The organism is Micromonospora kangleipakensis, from assembly GCF_004217615.1.
Lineage (GTDB): Bacteria > Actinomycetota > Actinomycetes > Mycobacteriales > Micromonosporaceae > Micromonospora > Micromonospora kangleipakensis.
Map to the genome: position 1 here is coordinate 5,365,794 of NZ_SHLD01000001.1, position 19,606 is coordinate 5,385,399.

Genomic DNA, 19,606 nt, shown 5'->3' on the forward strand with positions numbered 1-19,606 from the left:
GCCGTCACCGGCGTGCCGCCGTCACTTTGTCCGGACCCCGTCGGCGCGCTCCGCGGCCCGCTCCCGGCGTGCCGCCCGCCGGCCCCGCCAGATCCGCACCGCGATCGCCAGCAGCACCACCGCGAGCAGCACCTCTCCGCCCAGGCCGAGTCGCCGCTCCAGCAGCCGGTACGAGGCGCCGGCTAAATAGCCGAGCACGGCCACGGTCACCGCCCAGAGACCCCCGCCGGTGACGTTGGCCAGGGTGAAGGTGCGCTGCGGTATCCCGCTCATGCCCGCGATACCCGGCACCAGCGCCCGCAGCGCAGCCGCCCACCGGCCGAGCACCACGGCCAGGGCGCCGCGCCGCCGGACCAGGTCGAGCGCCCGGCGCAGCTCCCCCGAGCGGACGAACCGGCGCGGCATCCGGTCCAGCAGCCGCCGGCCGTAGTGGCGGCCGACCAGGTAGCCCACCTGATCGCCGACGGCCGCCCCGACCAGCGCGGCGACCACCACGGCCCAGAGCGGCAGCCGCCCCTCGTGGGCGAGGACCCCGCCGACCAGAACGGCCACCTCCCCCGGTACGACCAGGCCGAGGAAGGTCGACGCCTCCAGCGCCGGGAGCAGGAAGACCAGGACCAGCACCAGGGACGGCGGCAGCGCCACCAGCAGATTCGCCACCCGGTCCATCCGCCGATTGTCACCCCGCCGGGCGGCCCCCACCCCCGCGTCACCCCACCCGGCGTCCCCGTGGGGGCCGGGCAGTGTGGTCCCGCCCACGGACAGCCGGAACCGGCCGGGTCGAGGAATGAATCGCGGATCCGCCGGGGACAATAGCCGGCGACGGGAGGGTTACAGCGCGACCGAGCGCCCAGGCCCGGGGACGTGGACGGGACGGGGGCCGGACGTGGAGGGTGGGACAGCCGCCGACGAGCTGTTTCCCGGCGACGACCCGACCAGCGCGGCGCACCGGGCGGCGGACTGGTCGGCGACCCCGCTGGGGCCGGTCGAGTCGTGGCCGGTGGAGCTCCGGTCCGCGGTCCGGACCCTCATGCCCTCCCGGATCCCGATGCTGCTCTGGTGGAGCCACGAGCTGGTGCAGATCTTCAACGACCCGTACACGAGCTTCCTCGGGGAGAAGTTCCCGGCGGCCGTCGGTCAGCGCGCGGTGGACTGCTGGGCCGAGATCTGGGACGTCGTCGGTCCCCTGACCGAGCGGGCGCTGTCCGGCGGATCCACCTACTCCCACAATCAGCTGCTCTTCATGCTCCGGCACGGCTTCCTGGAGGAGACGTACTGGACCTACTCCTACAGCCCCATCGAGAACGCCGACGGGCGGGTCGACGGGGTCTTCGTCGCCACCAGCGAGGTCACCGGCCAGGTCGTCGGCGACCGCCGACTGGCACTGTTGCGCCAACTGGGTGAACTCTCGATCGCCGAGGCGGACAGCGCGACCGACGCCGTCCGGGCGGCTTCCCGGATCCTCGCCCGCGGGCCCGCCGACCTTCCGGCGGGCATGGTCTACCTGAGCGGGGATCTGCCCCACGGCGACAGCCCGACGCCGGACGATGAGCGACTGCGCCTGGTGGCGTCGTTCGGCCTCGTCGACGGGGCCGAACGGACCGCCGCCGACCCGCCGGCGGAGGTGGCGGAGGCGATCAAGACGGGGCGGCCGGTGCGAGTGACCGGCCTGGCCGGGACGACCTGGCCGCTGGCGCGCGCGGACGGCGTCGGGGACCCCGCTCCGGTAGACGAAGCGGTGGCGCTGCCGCTGTTGGCAACCGGGGGTGGCCGGCCGGTCGGGGTGCTGGTCCTCGGCGTCAGCCCCTACCTGCCCTTCGACGAGCCGTACCGGCACTTCCTCGACCTGGTGGCCAGCCGGGTCTCCACCGCGCTGACCGACGTGCTGGCCTACGAGGCGCAGCGGCGGCGGGCCGCCGCGCTGGCCGAGCTGGACGCGGCCAAGACCAACTTCTTCACCGACGTCAGCCATGAGCTGCGCACCCCGCTGACGCTGATCACCGGGCCGGTGCAGGAGAGCCTCGCCGACGAGCGGGAGCCGTTGCCACCGGCCCAGCGGGAGCGGCTGGAGCTGGTGCACCGCAACGCCGGCCGGCTGCGCAAACTGGTCAACGACATGCTCGACTTCGCCCGGATCGAGGGCGGCCGGCTGGAGGCGGAGCGGGTGCCCACCGACCTGGCGGCCCTCACCCGGGGCATCGCCGAGTCCTTCGGGTACGCGCTGGAGGGGGCCGGGCTGGCCTTCGAGGTGGACGTGCGGCCGCTGCCCCGCACCGGGTACGTGGACCGGGACATGTGGGAGAAGGTCGTGGTCAATCTGCTCTCCAACGCGCTGAAGTACACCCTGGAAGGCACCGTCCGGCTCCGGCTGACGGGCGACCAGGAGACGGTCACCCTCTCGGTCAGCGACACCGGCGTCGGCATCCCGGTCGACCAGCAGCCACTGCTGTTCCGCCGCTTCCATCGGGTACGCGGCGCCGGCGGGCGGTCCTACGAGGGCGCCGGTATCGGGCTGGCCCTGGTCCAGGAGCTGGTCCGGCTGCACGGCGGTGAGGTGGGCGTGCGCTCGGTCGAGGGCGAGGGCTCCACGTTCACCGCGCGGATCCCGTACGGCCGGCCCACCGAGGGCCGGCCCGGCGCGGAGGAGGCCAGGCCCGGGGCGTACGGCGAGGAGGCCCTGCGCTGGCTGCCGGAGGCGCTGCCGGGCCCGGCGGCGACCGACCGGGCCGGCGGCCAGGCCCCGCCGGCGGACGCCCCGACCGTGCTGGTGGTGGACGACAACCGGGACCTGCGGACGTTCCTGGTCGGCCTGCTCGCGCCCAGCTACCGGGTGCTCGCGGCCGGCGACGGCCGGGCGGCGCTGGACCTGGTCGCGACCGAGCCGCCGGATCTGGTCCTCACCGACGTGATGATGCCGCGGATGGACGGCTTCGCCCTGCTGGCCGCGCTGCGCGCCGACCGGCGCACGGCCGGCGTGCCGGTCATCCTGCTCTCCGCGCGGGCCGGCGAGGAGGCGGCGGTGGAGGGGCTTCGGGCCGGCGCGGACGACTACCTGCCCAAGCCGTTCTCCTCCCTCGAACTGCTCGCCCGGGTCCGGGCGCACCTGGAGCTGTCCCGGCTGCGCAACCGGGAGGCGACCTGGCGCACCGCTTTGATCGACTCGTTGCAGGACGCCTTCGTGGTCTACGACGTCAGCTTCACGGTGGTGGAGGCCAACCACGCCTTCTGCCGGCTGCTCGGCCTCGACCGGCTGGAGCTGCCGACACCGGCCCCGCACCCGTGGTGGCCGGACCCGGAGACCGAGCCGGCGGAGTGGCGCGGGGTCGATGCGGCATTACGGGAGATGGCGACGGCCGACGGCGGGCGGGTGACCGTGCCGCTGCGGCACGCGGACGGCCACCGGATCTGGGTGGAGGCGGTCTACAACGCGCTGCGGGAGCCGGTCACCGGCCAGCGACTGCACGTGGCCACCCTGCGCGACATCACCGCCGAGGTCCGCGCCGCCGCCCGGCAGACCGCGGTGGCCGCGCTGGCCACCCGGCTGGCCAGCGCCAGCGACATCACCGAGGTGCTGGCGGGCGGCCTCGCCGAGCTGGGCGAGCTGCTCGGCGGCGCGCGCGGGGTGGCGGTCAGCCCCGACCCGGCCGGAACGCCCGTGGTGGTGGGCGCCGGACTGGAGCTGACCCCGGAGATCCGCCGGATTCTCGAGGCGACCGGGCCGGCGGCCGACCCGTACCTGGCCCGGGACGACGCCGGGCGGGTGACCGGCGTCGGGGCCCGGATCGGGGTGGGCGTCGGCACCGGGGGGATCTGGCTGGAGCCGGACGCGCCCCGACCGATGCCGGCGGTGGACGCGCCGCTGATCCGCCAGCTCTGCGCGGCGCTGGCCCAGGCGCTGGTCCGGGCCCACGCCTACGAGACGCAGCGGGGCGTGGCGCTGGCCATGCAGCGGGCCATGCTCGGGCCGACCGACCTGCCGGCCGGCTTCGCGGTCCGCTACGAGCCGGCGGTCCGCCCGCTGGAGGTGGGCGGCGACTGGTACGACGTGGTGCCGCTCCCCGGCGACCTGGTCGGCGTGGTGGTCGGCGACTGCGTCGGACGGGGGCTGTCGGCGGCCACGGTGATGGGGCAGCTGCGCAGTGCCTGCCGGGCCATGCTGCTCCTGGCCAAGAGCCCGGCCGAGGTGCTCTCCGCGCTGGACGACTTCGCCCGGATGATTCCCGGCGGCGCCTGCACCACGCTCTTCTGCGCGATCATCGACTGCGCGGGCGGCGAGGTGCGCTACTCCTCCGCCGGCCACCCGCCGGGCATCCTGATGCACCCGGACGGCGCGGCCGAGCTGCTGGACGGGGCCCGTTCGGTGCCGCTGGCCAGCGTGGCGGTCGACCGGCGTCCGGAGACGGTCGCCCGGGTGCGGCCCGGCTCGACGCTGCTGCTGTACACCGACGGCCTGGTGGAGCGGCGCCGGGAGCTGATCGACGCGGGCATCTCCCGGGCGGTGGACGTGCTCGCCGCGGGTCGGGACATCTCCGTGGGTGAGCTGGTCGACCGGCTGGTCCGCGACCTGCTGCCGGCCTCCGGCAGCGACGACGTCGCCGTGCTGGTCTACCGGCACCGGGGGCCGACGGTCTTCACCGCCGAGGTGCCGGCCGACCCGGCCCAGCTCGCCCCCACCCGGGAGCGGCTCCGGGCCTGGCTGCGCGGCCTCGGGGTGGGCGAGTGGGACGTCGAGTCGGTGCTCATCGCCACCGGCGAGGCGTGCGCGAACGCGATCGAGCACGGCTACCGGTTCGCCCCGGGCGCGATCACCACCCTCCGGGCCGAGCTGCAGGACGACCGGCTGGAGATCGAGGTCCGCGACCACGGCGGCTGGCGGGCGAGCGACCCGGACGCCGGCGCGGACCGGGGGCGGGGACGGCTGATCATGGCGCGGGTGATGGACGAGGCGACGATCGTCGGCACGCCCGAGGGGACGACGGTCCGGATGGTGAAGCGGCTCTCCGGCGGGTCCTGAGCGCCGGCCACCTGCGCGATCGCCGGCCCGGCCCGGCCGGACGGGCCGGCGGGGGCGTGTCCACCTCCCGTCGCAAGGCCGACGCCGGGGTCCGGCGGGCGGTGAAGATCAGCTATAAGTGACGCATGGACTTCCCGCCGTATCTGGCCACCATGCCGATGCACGCGATCACCGAGATCCACGGCGAACCCGGGCTGCTGGAGCGGTTCCGGCTGGAGATCCGGGCGTTCGACGCCGCCGCCCGGGAGCGGCTCACCGAGGCGCTCGACCTCGCCGCCGAGCTGCACCGCGACGACCGGCGGGTGCGCGAGCCCTACCTCAACCACCTGCTGCGGGTGGCGATCCGGATGATGCACCACTACCAGGTGCGCGACGTCGACGTGATCGTCGCCGGCCTGCTGCACGACGCCGTGGAGGACCACCCGGCGGAGCTGGCCGGCCCCGACCTGGCCGCCGATCCGACGGAGGCGGCACTGGCCGCGCTGGCCGCGCGGTTCGGCCCGCGCGTCGCCCGCCTGGTCGGTGCGGTCACCAACCCGGCGTACGACCCGGAGCGGGACCGGCACGTCCAGTACCGGGAGCACGTGGCCGCCAGCCTGGACCGGGAGCCCTGGGCCCGGGTGATCAAGATGTCCGACTTCACCGACAACGGGGTGGGCGTGATCCACACGGTGGGGCCGAAGGTGGCCCGCTCCGCCGCCAAGTACCGCCCCCTGGTGCCGGTCTTCCGGGACCTGATCGCCCGGCCGGACACCCCGCTGTCCGCGCCGGTGAAGCGGCACATCTTCGCCCAGCTCGACCTGGCCGAGGAGCGGTTCAGCGCGATCCTCGACCAGCCGAACTGACCGGTTCAGCACCGGCACTCCGCCGAGTAGGCGGTCCCACCTGGCGACTCGTGCCCGCCCGCGACGCGCCGTCGTCGAACCAGCCTCGACGCGCAGGTGCGGGTGGGCGGCATACCCGCCCACCCGCACCCCGGTCGGTCGCCTACTGGGCGAACGCCTGGAACTCGGCGATCCGGACGTTGTTCGCCTGGACGCTGGCGGTCGTGCAGTCGGTCGCCGCCCGCGGGTCGGCGTCCTGCTCACCGGCGTAGTCCGGCGCGCCGGTGCACTGGTTGGTCACCACCTCGACGCGCAGGTGGGTCGCCTTCGTCCGGGGGATGTCGAACGACCGGATGATCAGCTCCGGCGCCCGGGGCCGGGGCGCCACCGACGGGAAGGCGTCCGCCGGGCTGGTGTAGACGGCGTGGAAGTCGGCGGCGTCGGCACAGGTGACCGTGCCCGTGGCCTCGCACGCCAGCACCCGGAACTGCCGCAGCGCCGAGAACCGGTTCTGCGTGCCGGCGTCCGGGTCGCCGGTGACCGGCGGCCGGAGCATCGCGCTGACCTGCACCCGGCGTACCTGCTGGGCGCCGCCGGCCAGATCGACGGTGACCTGCCGGCCGGCGACCGGGCTGCCGAGCGACGCCCAGTTGGTGGCCTCGTCGTCGTCGGCGATCCGGGCCAGGTTGACGCCGTCGCCGCTGACCGCAGCGCCGGCGGTGGCCGAGGCGAGGTTGACCGGTACCTGCACCGGCAGGTCGCGCACCTGCCCGACCTTCACGGTGACCGGGCCGACCCGGACGTGCCCGTGGCCCGGGGCGCGGACGACGAACTCGTACGTGCCGGGGACCAGCCGCACCTGGTCGGTGAGCGGGGTGGCCGGGTCGGTGTCCGCGACCGGCACGGCCCGGGCCTGGTAGCGGCCCACGAAGAGCTGCGCCCCCGGCACGGCCACGTCGTCGACGACCGGCCGGAACGTCAGCGTCGCCTCCTCCGCGTACGGGGAGGTGAAGCCCGGCGTCGGGTCGACGTCGCCGTTGCCGACGCTGGCCGCGGTCTCGCCGAGGCCGCGCGCGGCGAAGGCGTTCCAGAGCAGGTCCTGGTTCGCCCCGCCGAAGCGGATCCGGTCGGCGGCGAGCATCGCGTCCCGGGCGTCGACCATGCTCACCTGGCTGACCGCCATCAGCAGGAACGAGTCGAAGACGAGCTGGATCCAGCGCCGGTTGCCCGGGCAGGCGGTGACCGGCGTCGCGCCGTTGGCGCAGGACTTCTGCAGCGCCGCGTCGCCCGCGCCGTAGCGCCGCATCATCGCGGCCCGGATGTCGGCGTTGGTGGCGCTCCACACCTCGCCGGAGGCGTGCACCTGAAGCCCGACGAAGTCGTAGTCGACGCTGCTGTAGTTGAGCGGGCTGGCGCTCATGTTGTGGTTGCGGATGCCGGCGTCCGGGTCGCCGGTGGCGTACTCGCCGATGGCGAACCCGCGGCGGCCCGGCGCGGCGTACCCGTGCTCGTACAGGTACTCCATCGCCAGCTGGTCCGACCAGCTCTCGCTCATCCCCTGCGGGGAGCTGACCCCGGCGTTCGGGCCGGCGATCATGCGGTTGCTGATGGCGTGGCCGTACTCGTGGGCGATGACCGACATGTCGAAGTCGCCGTCCACGCAGGGCGCGTAGAACGAACCGGCGATCGGCTGCCACAGGTACATGTTGGTGATCGGGGCGACCCCGTCGGCCGGGGTGATCTGGTTGGCGTTGTCCCGGGCGGCGAAGTTCGGCGGGCCGCCGCTGATTCCGCCGGCCTGGGCGTTGCCCTGCTCGGGGTCGGCGCCGAGGCCGCTACGGCCGAAGTTGTCCTGTTGCAGGTTCCAGGTCGCCTCGGTGAAGCCCAGGTGGTACGACCAGTCGTGCATCCGGTTGTGCATCCCGAACAGGTTGGCCCGGGCGGCGTCGATGTCGTTGGCCTGCGGCGAGGTGAAGGTGTCCGGGTTGCACTGCTGCTCGTACCACTGGTTGGTCCAGGGGTAGGCGTAGTTGCGGTCCGGCCGCGGCGTGGCCGTCTCGGTGCCGACGCTGAACGGGTCGTTGCTGTTCCAGTTCTGCACCGAGATGGTGTTGTTGCCCTTGGTGGTCCAGGTGGTCGCCCCGGTGGCCGGGTCGACGTCCCAGGGCAGCGGCGACGCGGCGGTGCCGACGACCTCGTCGCACCCGGCGCCGGCCTGGAAGCACCAGCGGACCCGGGTGTCGGCCGACGAGTGGTCGGTCGACGGGGAGTTCGGGAAGACCTCCCACTGCGGGTTGTCCGCCTCGTGGTCGACGAGGTCCTCCCGGACCAGCACGCTGCCGTCCCGGGCGTCCACGTAGCTGGAGAAGGCGGCCGGGTCCGCGCCGGTGAGGTCCGCGCCGAGGATCACCTCGTACGCGGCCCGCGCGCCCCGGTCGGCGGTCGGCACCGCGACCAGCGCGGTACGCAGGATCTTCGGGTCGGTGAGGCCGGCGTCGGTGGCCGCCGCCCGCTGCGCCTGCTCGGCGCTGATCGTGGCCGGGGCCGGCGCGCCGCCGTCCCGGGCGAGGGACGAGCTGACGTGCCACACCGCGCCGTCGCGGACGCCGACCGCGAGGACGCCGTCCACCGCGGCCGGCAGGTCACCGAAGCGCTGGCGGAACAGGACGGTGGCGCCGTCGCCCATCGGGGCGACGGTCAACTCCTCCAGGGCCGCCGCGCCGCTGGCGGTCAGCCCCAGCAGGTCCCGGTTGGCGGCGACGTAGGCCCGCGCCGCGGCGGCCGGGTCGGCGGGCAGGCCGGTGGCGAGCGGCCGGCCGGTGGACGCGAGCGTGGCGGGGGTGCCGAAGGTGGTCCAGCGGGCCCGCGCGCCGAGCGCGGCGGCCAGGTCGCGCTGGTGGTCGGTCGGGGCGATCCGCCCCTGTCGGTTGTCTCTGGCCTTGCTGTCCTGGCGGTCGCCCGGCAGGTCGCCGGGGCGGGCCTGGGTGGGGGTCTGTTCCCGGGGTGCCGCCTGGCCGCCAGCTCCTGCGGTCAGGACCAGCCCGGCCGCGAGTAGCAGCGCGGTGGTCCCCGTCAACGCACGGGATGGTGTGCGCACGGTCCCTCCTGTCGTCGAACGGCGATGTCCGTCCTGCCATCCGACCAGCTCACAGTGGACCTGGGGATGGGCCGAACATCCACACATGTGCCCAGGTCGATGGACCGGCCGGAGCGAGGAAAGGCCATTTGTCGGAATATCCGGACGCCGCCGTGCGGCACCGGCCACGGTGGCCGACAATTCGGTCATGGCGTGGCTACCGTGAAGCATGGACGGCGACCGGGCAGCGCCCACCGAGGACGGGGACCACAGTGGGGTGGGTCCGCGCGGAGCGGGGAGCGATCTGACCGACGCCGCCGGCACCGCGTCGCGGTCCGACGGCCCTCGGCGGCCTCTGGTCGACCCGGCACTGGCGCTCTGGCGACGGACCGCCCCACTCCGCCGGGAGCTGGGGGAGATCTGGCGGCGCATGATCGATGCCCTGCGGGAGACGGGGCCTGTCTCGGGGGCGACCTCGGCCCCCGCGGCCCCCGCGGGCCCGGTGACCGAACGGCTGGACACGCCGGTACCGATCCGGGTGTCGGGTCAGGGGCGGACGTTCAACTTCCACCTCCACGCCCGGTGCGTCTGGTCATCATGGGATCTCCGTCGGGAGACGCTGCTCAGCTACGCGCACTACTACATGCCGGACGCCGTCCGAAAGCTGACGCACCTCGCGGCCCAGCATGCCGCCAACTTCCCGGCGCACCGGGCGGCGGAACTTGAGGTCGACCTGGAGCGGGCGTTGTCGGAGACCGGCCCGTGGCGCTACCAGCGGGGTGACACGGTGGTCACGTGTCACCCCTATGTCAGGGTGGACGTTGACGAGCGCGTGCGGAAGGTCGTCCTGCCGTACTGGGAAGAGCTGGTGAAGCTCGACTGCGAGTTCGACGTGGACCTGCGGCGGACCGAGTACGCCAACCGGCTCGGTCGACAGCGACCGGCCGACGCCGAGACCGCCACCGACGGCACCGCTGCGGGCGAAGCCGCCGGGACGACCGGTGAGAACCTGGCCAGCGACGTACGGCGAACGGTGGCGGAGCTGAAGGCTGCCGCGCAACGGCTCGAAGATTCACTCCGCGAGACGCTGCGCGACGGCGACATCTCCTAGCGGTCGCGCTCGCATCCCCAGCCGCTGGTCGGACGACCCGATCCGGGCGGCCCTCGACCTCGCCTCCCGACTCACCCGTCCGTGACGACTAGCCACATGTTGAAGGGTGACGCGTCCACGCCGGACCTTGGCCAGGATCGACTCGACCAAGGAGCCCTAAGCCCAGACCACAAGTTTGCCGGTCTCCGCCAGCCCAACGGAGAAGCCGATCGACACGCGGCGGCCCCGCTTGGCTGGCCGTACGGTATGAAAATTGCGCGGATCGAAGAGAATCACTTCGCCGGCCTGCGGCCGGATCACTGTCGGTTCAATGCCAGCCACCACAGCCTCGTCATAGCCGTAACTGCCGGGAATCAGGTAGGCTTCGTCGCTTTCCTGCCTCCGGTGGCGCCAGATCACAAGCTCACCACCGGACGGCGGCACGGTCAGGTAAAGATTGAATGCGAACTGGTTGACCAGCCTCACGTCGAAGAGATCTGTCGTGTGTTCCAGATTCGCGTCATCGAAATGCACCTGCAGCCCGTTGTTGATCTCCCGGATGATGCCAGGACTGAATGCCGCATCCCCGCAACGACTGAGTTCAACGCCGAACGGCCAGACGTCGCCGATGAGCCTCCGGCACGCCTCGAACGGATCAGGGTGCACGCCCAGCCGAGACCATTCCCTGCGCGCCGCGTCGACCTCGGCCCAATAGCTGTCCGCGATCAGGCCGTCAACTCGGTGATCGTTGATTGAGACGCCGAATCTCGCCACAGGCGGGAAGACGCGGACCCGGTCGTACATCGAGAATTGGATATGGTCGAGTGCGGCGGCCGCGGCCCTGAACACCTCTGGCCTCAGCGCGCCCGGCACGCGGATCCCGTCGATCGTGCCGGCGGCCAGGGCTTCGATCAATTCCTGGGAGAAACCCGCGGCCTCGAGAACGCGCGGCGACCCTATTGACGCGGTGGCCGCCGGACGATGCGGCGAGACACCGACAGGCGTCTCGCTCTGCCTAGCGCGCATTTGCATTCAGCGCCTCCCGCCACGTGTCCGCGTGGAAGATGAACGGCCCATCACGCGCGGACCTGTAAACGCGGCCACTATACACCCGGCTCCACAACAGCCGCACCTGACCCATCCCCATCTCCCCGACCGTTGAGCGGCACTACACCTGACGGGTCAGCCCGTACGCCTGGCCGCCGAAGGAGGAGCGTTCTCCGAAGACGCCGATTTGGACGCAGGTCCGGAAACGCCCTGCGAGACAACCGCTCTTCCGCCCGCCGGATGTCTGTCCTCTTCGCCTGCATGACAAAGTCCTCGAGGAGACTGAAGTACGAGCTACCGTAGTCCGCTCTTTCGCGTTCGCCAATCACAAACGGATGCACCGTCTCCCAGGTCGCGATCAGTCGAGACTGAATCGGGGCCAGGGCCAGATCGTGATCCAATACGCCGATAGCGATGCAGTACGCCAGCGCCGAATAGTACGAGCAAACAACTTCGGCGTTGACGCGATCCTCCTCGGGAAGCTGGTCGAACCCGCCGGCGGCCGAGTGCTGCGGCAGGTTCTGCCACACGGCCTGCTCCCTCCGGCGAAAGTCCACGCTGCGCACCTCACTCAGCAGGTCGACAAAGATCGAGATCTGGTTGGCCTGCCGGGCCAACGCCGCCTGTCGCAGTGTCAGAAAGGAGGAGATGCCGAGGGCCAGGATCGAAATGATGATCGCTACCAAGTTGATCGAGGCTTGGCCGGAGTCCATAAGGTACATGGTGGACGGTCGATGCAACAACGCGCCATACGGCTGCGCCCGCGCCACCGCCCGGTGCGGTCCCCACCATGGCGGCGATTCAGCCGTCCGGGTCCGGTCAACTACTCGTAGACCGGGCGTGCCTTGCCGCGGTGGTCTTTGCAGGTCCGGCTCCGTCCGCCCACCGTGCCCACCAGCCCATCCGCGCGCTGGATCAGGTACCCCCTGCCCGTCCGAGAAGTTGGCGACGCAGGAGAAGTAGCGGCACACGTCGGTCGGTGGCCTGGATGAGGCAGCCGCAACGAGTACGGCGTTCTGGACCACGACGTGACGCTGCCCTCCGGTGAGACCTTCTACAGCCCGCTGCGCGTGATTCCCGACGGAAGCGGCTGCGAGGTGGTGTTCACGCTGCGCCGGCTCCCCGACATGAGCGACGAGGACTTCGCCCGCGACGCGGGGTTGGTAGCGGCCGACCTCTCCAGGCTCAAGCAAGTCCTTGAGTCGGCCGCTGGCGAGGGATGGGCCCCGAGACTCGACACCCCGTGGCGGAGCTCAAGGTCGAACTGCAACGAGCGCTGTCGTGCCTCAGGCGGCCGCTGCCGGGGTACGGCAGAATCGGCGGGCGATGGAGGCGGCGACGATTCTCACCGCGCTCGCCGACCTGGCCCCGGCCGGCGCCGAGCGCGTCTTCGACGTGTCCGGCACCGGTCGTCCGCTGGTCTGGCTGCCCGAGCCGGACCGGGGTCCGCGCGGCGCCCGGTTGGACCGCCTGGCGGCACTGGACGCGCTGCACCGCGACGAACGGATCCTGCGCCGCGGCCTGGCCTTCGTGGTGGGCGCGGCCGACCTGGACGGTGGGCGACGCCGGGTGCGGCTGCCGCTGCTGGCCCAGCCGGTCCGGCTGGACCGCGCCCGGCGCGGCTACCGGGTCGTCCCCGCCGGGGACCTGGAACTCACCCCGCTGATCGAGGACCGGGAGCTGGCCGCCCGGCTGGAAGCCGCCCCCGGGCTGGCCGCGCCGGGCTGGCTGGCGGCGGCCGGCACCTCGGCGTGGATCACGGCGGCGGCCGGGGCGGCCGGGCTGAAGCTGGACCGGATGGTGGCGAAGCCGCCCCGCAGCGTCGACGACACGGTGCTCACCGGAGTGGCCGCCGCCGCGCTCTTCGTGACCCGCGACGTGCTCGCCGGTCGGCTGCGGGACACCCTGCTGAGCTGGGCCGGCCGTCCGGGGTTGGCGGCGACCGCCCTGGCCCGGCTCTACACCGACGACGCGGGCCTGACCGCCGGGCCGCCCACGGGGGTCGACCAGCCGGGCGGGGCGGTGCCCGGCCGCGGCCCGGGCGGCTCGACCTGGGCCGCCGGGGTGTCCGCGGTGGCGGTCGGCCTGGTTGACGGGCGCGGCCACGAGGGCCCGGCAGCGGAGGAGGAGGTGCTCTCGCCGCTGCCGCTGAACGCGGCGCAGCGGGACGTGGTGCGGCGGACCCGGACGGAACCGGTGGTGGTGGTCTCCGGCGCGCCGGGCAACGGCAAGAGCCACACCCTGGTGGCCGCCGCGCTGGACACCGTGGACCGGGGCGGGTCGGTGCTGGTGGCGACGCAGTCGGTGCACGCGGCGGACGTGCTCGGCGACCTGCTGCGGCGCCACCCCGGGCCGGTCCCGGTGCTCTTCGGCGACGCGGAGCGCCGCGAGGCGATCGCCGCCGACCTGGCCGGCGGCGCGGCGGCCGGGGCCGACGACGCACTGCTCCGGGCCGACGCCGCCGCCGTGGACGCCGCCCGGAGCCGGGTCGCCGCCGTCCGGGCCGGGATCGTCGCCGCCCTCGACCAGGAGCGCCTGGCCGCCACGCTGCCCGCCTGGCAACCGCTGTTGCCCGCGCTGAGCCAGGACGCGCCGGGCGCGTTCGACCCGGACGTCGACCTGACGGCGATCCGTACCGCGCTGGCCGGCGCCGCCCGGGCCGGGGCCGGCTGGTGGCGGCGCTGGCGGCGGGCCCGCGCCGCCGGCCGGCTACGGCGGTTGGCGGGCGCCACCGCCGACGTACCGGAGGAACGGTTGCGGGCCGCGGTGGAGGCGGCGACGGCGGTACGGGCGGCCGCGCGGCTGGCCGCGACCGGCGGCACCGACCTGACGCCGGCCTGGCAGGCGCTCACCGAGGCGGACGACGCGCTCGCCGCAGCCGTCGGCACGGCGATGCGGCACCAGTCGACCAGCGCCCGCCGGTGGAGCGCCGACGCGCGCCGCGCCGCCAGCGGACTCGGCGCGGCGCTGCGGGCCGGCCGCAACCGCCGCCGCGAGCTGCTCGCCGGGCTGGACGCCGGGGCGCTGGTCCGGGCACTGCCACTCTGGGTGGGCACGGTCGCCGACGTGGAGGACCTGCTGCCACCGGTGGCCGGCATGTTCGACCTGGTGGTGCTCGACGAGGCGGCGCACATCGACCAGCTCCGGGCCGCCCCGGTGCTGGCCCGGGCGCGGCACGCGCTGGTCGCCGGCGATCCGCGGCAGCTCCGCTTCGTGTCGTTCGTGGCCGACGTGGACGTGACCGCGACGCTGCGCCGGCACGGCCTGGACCGCTTCGCCGACCGGCTCGACGTGCGCCGGTCGAGCGCGTTCGACGTGGCGACCGGCGCCGCGCCGGTCACCTGGCTCGGCGAGCACCACCGCTCGGTGCCGCACCTGATCGGCTTCTCCGCCCGCCGGTTCTACGACGACCGGCTGGAACTGGTGACCCGGCACCCGCGCAACGAGCGCGCCGACGTCATCGACGTGCTGACCGTCGCGGACGCGGCCGTGGTCGACGGCGTCAATCAGGCGGAGGTGGCCGCGGCGCTCGCCCTGGTCCGGAAGCTCGCGGCGGACCCGCCCGGGGGCGGGATCGCGGTGGTCAGCCCGTTCCGGGCGCAGGCCGACGCGCTGGAGGCGGCGCTGCTGGCCGCGTACGACGTCGACGAGATCGAACGCCTCGGCCTGCGCTCCGGGACGGTGCACGCGTTCCAGGGCAGCGAGGCGGACGTGGTGATCGCCTCGCTGGGGCTGGTCGACGCCGACCCGCCGACCCGGCACCGGTTCGTGGCCGAGCCGAACCTGTTCAACGTCCTGGTCACCCGGGCCCGGAACCGCCTGACCGTGGTCACCTCGCTGCGGTCGCCCGAGGGCCTGGTCGCGGACTACCTCGCGTACGCCGCCCGGCCGCCGGCCGCCGCCCCGGACGCGGGCCGGGCGGCGGGCTGGACCGCCGAGCTGGCCGAGGAGTTGCGCCGGCTCGGAGTGCCGGTCCGGCCGGAGTACCCGGTCGGCCGCTGGCGGCTCGACCTCTGCGTGGGCGGGGACGCGGACGCGGTCGGGGTGATCTGCGGCGTGCACCCGGACGGGGTCGCGGCGCACGTGGAGCGGCAGCGGACGCTGCTGCGGGCCGGGTGGCAGCTGGTGGACGTCTTCGCCAGCCGCTGGTCGGACGACCCGATCCGGGCGGGCCTGGACCTCGCCGCCCGACTCACGCGAGGATGACCTGACTCAAGCCGCCTTGTAGACCGTATCGAGATGCCACTCTAGAAATTCGCTGTGCGGCCGATCGCCTCGCCGCTCCGGCACAGCGATCTCAGTCCCCGCCTTGGCGTAGAACTGCTCACCGTTGCCGAACTCGCTGCGCAGTCTTGGGCTGACCAGGAGGCGGTACTTCGGATCGACTCCGAGATATCCACCGTTGCCGACATTCTCGCGCGAGACCTCGTCACCCAGTTCGGCGGCGGCCCGTCCGGCAACGGATACGCACCCCCGACTGACCCGCACTGGTGGGACCGCTACCCGGGCTGGTAGCTCTCCCGCCGGTTTCTCGCCTTCACCGAGTTACGGGACCTCCCTTGGCCGCCGACGTGGAGCGCCAGCCAGACATCTCCCATCAAGGATCCCGCCCGCTTCAGTAAAGGCGACTCAGGACTCTGTAGGTCAGAGCCGCCTACGGCCTACTCAGCAACTCCCGCAGGCGCTTCGCGCCACGATCGGAACACCTTGCGACATCGCGTAAGCGGCCGCCGCCTCTGGTGACAGCGCTCCGACGCGTACGTGTCCGGCAAGCTTGCGGCGGGCATGGTCCTTCTCGTGCGATCCGGTCCAGCCGTTGTTGCCACCGAAAAGACAACGGAGCTTCGGCGCGGGCGTGCCGACGCAGCAGCAGGCGTGGCTCGTCGGCGAGCGCGTCGACCTCCGCGGCGGCCCGCACCGCGGCGACCGCCACCGCGAGACGCAGCGCATCCGCGGTACGCACCGAGCCGCGGCTGCCGAGCAGCACCGCGGCCACCTCGGCGACGCACTGTGGCGGCCGCCCACCTGGAGCGGTGGGCCGGCCGCAGCGTCACATGGAGAAGTTCGGGTCGTTCTTGATGATCGAGAAGACGCCACCCTGCGGGTCGGTGAGTGTGGCGAATCGCCCGGCGGGCGAGTCCTGCCGCAGCCTCTCCGTCGCGCCTAGCGAGATGGCCAGGTCCGCGGTGGCGTCGCAGTCGTCGACGGCGAAGTAGACGCTCCACTGCGAGGGCATCGGTCCCCAGTCGGGCCTGATTTGCATGGCTCCCGCCACGGGCTGCCCACCGGCCTCGATGAGCGTGTAGGTCTCGTTGCCGCCCATTGCCACGTCCCGCATCGTGACCCCGAAGACGGAGGTGTAGAACGCCTTGCTCGCCGCGATGTCGCTCGTCATGAGCTCGGCCCAGGTGAGGCTGCCGTGCTCGCCGGTCACCTCGGCACCGCGGTGCTTGCCGGGCTGCCAGATCGAGACGTACGCGCCAGTCGGGTCGAGCAGGACCGCCATGGTGCCCTGGTCCATCACCTGCATCGGTGCCATGATCACCTTTGCGCCGGCGCCCTCCGCGGCGGCAGCGGTCGCCGTCGCGTCGTCCGTAGCGAGATAGGTCGCCCAGGACGTGCCGCGCTTTGGATCCGCCGCCGGGCCGATCCCGGCCGTCTGCCGGCCGTCCTTGAGGAACGCTCCGTAGCCGCCCGCGTCGGGTCCGAAATCCAGGTGTGTCCAGCCGAAGAGCCGGGTGTAGAAGGCGACGGCACCCGGAATGTCGGTCGTGCCGATGTCAACCCAGGTCGGGGCGCCCTTGGGGAACTCTGGTGTCGTCATGCCGCCATCCTGACATACCGGTCGGATACTTCCGGGCCGGTCGCGCGCCGCGGTGGCGTTCGCGCAAGCCAAGTGATCTCGCCCGGCGCGCCCAGAGAGCAGTGATATCAACTACGCGAATTCTTGACATCATCGGTACTGGCTCGCTGCCGGCAGAGAGGCCCTTACCATGTCGCGAACGATCCTGGACGTTGACGACGACCTGCTCGCGGAAGCGTCGAAGATCCTGGGTACCACGACGAAGAAGGCGACTGTCAACGCCGCTCTTGAGGCGGTGGTCAATAGGGAAAAGCGGCGCGAGTTTGCCGACTGGCTCAAGAGCGGTGGGCTTCCCGACCTGACCGGTGGAACGGGCGCGGCCAAGCCGGACGCGGCGTGAGCCGGGAGCTTTTCGTCCTCGACGAGTCGGCGCTCGCCCGCTGGCCCAAGCCCACCGTAGCCCCCGTGCTCGATGAGTTGTCCGACAGAGGGCTGCTGGCGGTGTGCGGAGCGGTGGAGATCGAGGTGATCCACAGTGCCCGCACGGCCAAGGACGCGCAGCGCGCGCGTTGGCTCCTCGGCGGTTTCCAGTGGCTGGCCATGCCCGACGAGATCTGGGACCGGGCGATCGACGTCCAGGTCCAGGCGCTCCACAAGGGCAACCACCGAGCCCTGTCGATGGCGGACCTGCTGATCGCCGCCACCGCCGAACGCCACGGCGCCACCGTGCTGCACTACGACGGTGGCTTCGACCTGATCACGGCAATCACCGGTCAGCCAACAGCCTGGGTGGTGCCTCCCGGCTCGGCTGACTAATCCGAGACGTCAACCCCACAAGATCGCTGTTGGCGATCCCGACGACCATCAGGAAGCCGCCACCGCGCTGCGGTGGACGTTGACGACCCAGGCGTCCGGCAGGGCGATCCACTCGTTGTCGCATTCAACTGGGGTGTCGAGACACCTTCACCGAACTCCGCAGCCCGCTGTTGATCGGGGCGTCAGCCCTGGGCGGCGGGCTCCGACTGTGGCTGGCGGGCCTGGAGGAACGGCCCGAGGCCCGTCCCGTCCTCGTTGGCCAGGAAGGCGCCGCGGGCGTTCAGCAGCGCCTCGTCGGCGTGCGCCATGCAGCCCCACACGGTGTCGCCCCACGAGTCGGCGAGCTTCACCTCGGCCGGCTCCGGGCACGCCTCGCCGCGCGGGCCGCCGATCTGGCAGTGAGCCGGGGCGCCGCCCCGGCGGTTGGCCGCCTCGGCGGCCTGACGGATCAGCGAGAAGCGCGCCTCGCCGGGCTGCTCGACCCGGGCCTGCCCGGGTACGGCCCGGCGCTGCCCGAAGACCACCACGTTGCCGTCCGGGTCGGCGGTCCGGCACTCCCCGCCCGGGGCGTGCTCGGGGTAGCCGACCCGCTCGACGGCGTGCCCGGCGGCGGTCAGCCGCTGGAGCGTCGCCGTCAGGTCGTCGACGTAGAAATAGATCAGCAGGGGCAGCTCGACGATGATCAGGCGCGGCGTCACCGCCGCCAGCAGCAGGGTCAGCTCGCCACACTGCAGGTACGACCAGCGGGACTCGCCGTCGCCGCCGGAGCGCTGCTCGGAGTAACCGAAGACCGCGTAGAACCGCCGGGCGGCGTCGGCGTCCGAGACGTACAGCACCGGTACCTGAGCCTGCACTCCGTTATGCACCGCGCCACTCTACCCACGACGGACCTCCGACTCAGGTGTTGGAGATCGGGTTTTCCGGGAGATCTTCATGTCACCCCGGTCGGCTAGCCTCACCGGCCATGACGGTGATCCTCCCGGTGCACACCCGCCTGGTCGACGGGCGGCTGTTCGCGTACGACCTGTCCCGACCGCCGGCCGCGACGGGCCCGCTCTCCCCGGACGCGGTCTTCGACCTCATGGGCGAAGACGGCCGGGTCGAGGGCCGGGCGGTGACCCGCGACTTGAGCCGGGCGGTGTACGCGACGACGGACGTCGTGCGGTGCGTGGACCGGGACGGCCGGGTGTTCTGGCGGCTGGAGTTCGGGCCGCGCCCGGAACAGGGACTCGTCAACGCCCGGGTCTCGTGCGAGTTCTCGCTCGATGAGCGGCTCGTGTGGATCTACCGGCCGGACGGGATGGCCATGCGCGGCAACGGGCTCGACCGGTGGCTGGTGGTCGACACGGTGACGGGCGACGTCCGGGCGGACGTCGAGTTGCCGAGCGTCGGCCACGGCGCGGAGCACTTCCCCGAGCCGGACGGTGTGCACATGCTGCTCGACGTGGGCGAGGGGCAGGACGGCTCGCGGGTGTTCCGCGGCCGGCCCCTCGGGGCCGACATTGGGCTGGCCGACTACCCGTGGGAGGACCGGGTCGTGGTCAGCCTCGCCCCGGACGGCCGGCACGTGATGACCGTGCACCACGAGCAGGAGGACGTCGCCTTCCACACCTGGCCGGACGGCGCGGAGGTGGTCCGGATCCCGTTGGCGGCCTTCGGCCAGGAGTGGGGCGACGCGATGGTGGAGTGGGCCGGTGGCTACCTCGACCCGGAGACCGCCGTCGTCACGGTCGTCGGCGAGGACGAGGAGACCGAGCAGGAGTGGCACCGGCACCACCTGGTCGACGTCCGCACGGGCGAGATCCGGGGCGTCCTCGACGCGCCGACCCGAAACTCGTACGATCTGGAGCCGCTCGGCGACGGTAGCTTTCTGCGTACCGACGAGGAGGGCCGGCCCTGGCGGCACCGGCCCGGCGCCTGACCCGGCCGCGCGGGG

14 protein-coding genes are annotated in these 19,606 nt (G+C 73.0%); 7 read left to right on the plus strand and 7 right to left on the minus strand.

The window, feature by feature from the left end; all coding sequences use genetic code 11:
* Positions 1-21: 21 nt before the first annotated feature.
* Positions 22-669: a DedA family protein gene (locus EV384_RS25875; RefSeq protein WP_130337288.1), complete on the minus strand. Its 648-nt coding sequence runs from the start codon at positions 667-669 to the stop codon at positions 22-24.
* A 217-nt stretch (positions 670-886) separates the two neighbouring features.
* Here EV384_RS25875 and EV384_RS36885 point away from each other — a divergent pair, with 217 nt between their 5' ends.
* Positions 887-5,014, plus strand: coding sequence for a SpoIIE family protein phosphatase (locus EV384_RS36885; protein ID WP_130337290.1), 4,128 nt, complete (start codon positions 887-889; stop codon positions 5,012-5,014).
* A 125-nt stretch (positions 5,015-5,139) separates the two neighbouring features.
* Positions 5,140-5,859: an HD domain-containing protein gene (locus EV384_RS25885; protein ID WP_130337292.1), complete on the plus strand. Its 720-nt coding sequence runs from the start codon at positions 5,140-5,142 to the stop codon at positions 5,857-5,859.
* Positions 5,860-6,001: 142 nt separating this feature from the next.
* On the opposite strand, the gene EV384_RS25890 is transcribed toward EV384_RS25885, so the two are convergent.
* Positions 6,002-8,914: a M36 family metallopeptidase gene (locus tag EV384_RS25890; protein WP_242624292.1), complete on the minus strand. Its 2,913-nt coding sequence runs from the start codon at positions 8,912-8,914 to the stop codon at positions 6,002-6,004.
* A gap of 502 nt (positions 8,915-9,416) precedes the next feature.
* Between EV384_RS25890 and EV384_RS25895 the strand changes: the two genes are divergently transcribed.
* Positions 9,417-10,025: a hypothetical protein gene (locus EV384_RS25895; RefSeq protein WP_130337296.1), complete on the plus strand. Its 609-nt coding sequence runs from the start codon at positions 9,417-9,419 to the stop codon at positions 10,023-10,025.
* A gap of 156 nt (positions 10,026-10,181) precedes the next feature.
* Here EV384_RS25895 and EV384_RS25900 read toward each other — a convergent pair whose 3' ends face one another.
* Together EV384_RS25900 and EV384_RS25905 are read right to left on the minus strand one after the other, a co-directional pair.
* A complete protein-coding gene (locus EV384_RS25900) occupies positions 10,182-10,919 on the minus strand; it encodes a 2OG-Fe(II) oxygenase (protein WP_165440074.1) in 738 nt (245 codons plus the stop codon).
* Positions 10,920-11,107: 188 nt separating this feature from the next.
* Positions 11,108-11,764: a DUF4760 domain-containing protein gene (locus tag EV384_RS25905; RefSeq protein WP_130337300.1), complete on the minus strand. Its 657-nt coding sequence runs from the start codon at positions 11,762-11,764 to the stop codon at positions 11,108-11,110.
* 568 nt (positions 11,765-12,332) lie between these two features.
* Between EV384_RS25905 and EV384_RS25915 the strand changes: the two genes are divergently transcribed.
* The gene (locus tag EV384_RS25915) at positions 12,333-15,257 is read left to right on the plus strand and encodes an AAA domain-containing protein (RefSeq protein ID WP_242624293.1); all 2,925 of its coding nucleotides are present in this window, start codon (positions 12,333-12,335) and stop codon (positions 15,255-15,257) included.
* Positions 15,258-15,263: 6 nt separating this feature from the next.
* Here the strand turns inward: EV384_RS25915 and EV384_RS25920 are convergent, their stop codons facing one another.
* Both EV384_RS25920 and EV384_RS25925 read right to left on the minus strand, forming a co-directional pair.
* The gene (locus tag EV384_RS25920) at positions 15,264-15,539 is read right to left on the minus strand and encodes a hypothetical protein (RefSeq protein ID WP_242624294.1); all 276 of its coding nucleotides are present in this window, start codon (positions 15,537-15,539) and stop codon (positions 15,264-15,266) included.
* A gap of 562 nt (positions 15,540-16,101) precedes the next feature.
* Positions 16,102-16,875, minus strand: coding sequence for a VOC family protein (locus EV384_RS25925; RefSeq protein ID WP_130337302.1), 774 nt, complete (start codon positions 16,873-16,875; stop codon positions 16,102-16,104).
* Positions 16,876-17,044: 169 nt separating this feature from the next.
* Here EV384_RS25925 and EV384_RS25930 point away from each other — a divergent pair, with 169 nt between their 5' ends.
* Both EV384_RS25930 and EV384_RS25935 read left to right on the plus strand, forming a co-directional pair.
* Positions 17,045-17,254 (plus strand): type II toxin-antitoxin system VapB family antitoxin, encoded by a 210-nt coding sequence (locus tag EV384_RS25930; RefSeq protein ID WP_130337304.1) that lies wholly within the window; start codon positions 17,045-17,047, stop codon positions 17,252-17,254.
* Entirely contained in the window at positions 17,251-17,670 is a 420-nt protein-coding gene (locus EV384_RS25935) for a PIN domain nuclease (protein WP_130337305.1), read from the plus strand. Before EV384_RS25930 ends, EV384_RS25935 begins: the two co-directional genes overlap by 4 nt.
* 182 nt (positions 17,671-17,852) lie before the next feature.
* On the opposite strand, the gene EV384_RS25940 is transcribed toward EV384_RS25935, so the two are convergent.
* A complete protein-coding gene (locus EV384_RS25940) occupies positions 17,853-18,536 on the minus strand; it encodes a VOC family protein (protein WP_130337307.1) in 684 nt (227 codons plus the stop codon).
* Between the two features lie 98 nt (positions 18,537-18,634).
* Between EV384_RS25940 and EV384_RS25945 the strand changes: the two genes are divergently transcribed.
* On the plus strand, positions 18,635-19,591 hold the full coding sequence (locus tag EV384_RS25945) for a hypothetical protein (RefSeq protein ID WP_130337309.1): 957 nt from the start codon (positions 18,635-18,637) through the stop codon (positions 19,589-19,591).
* The last annotated feature ends 15 nt before the right edge of the window (positions 19,592-19,606 follow it).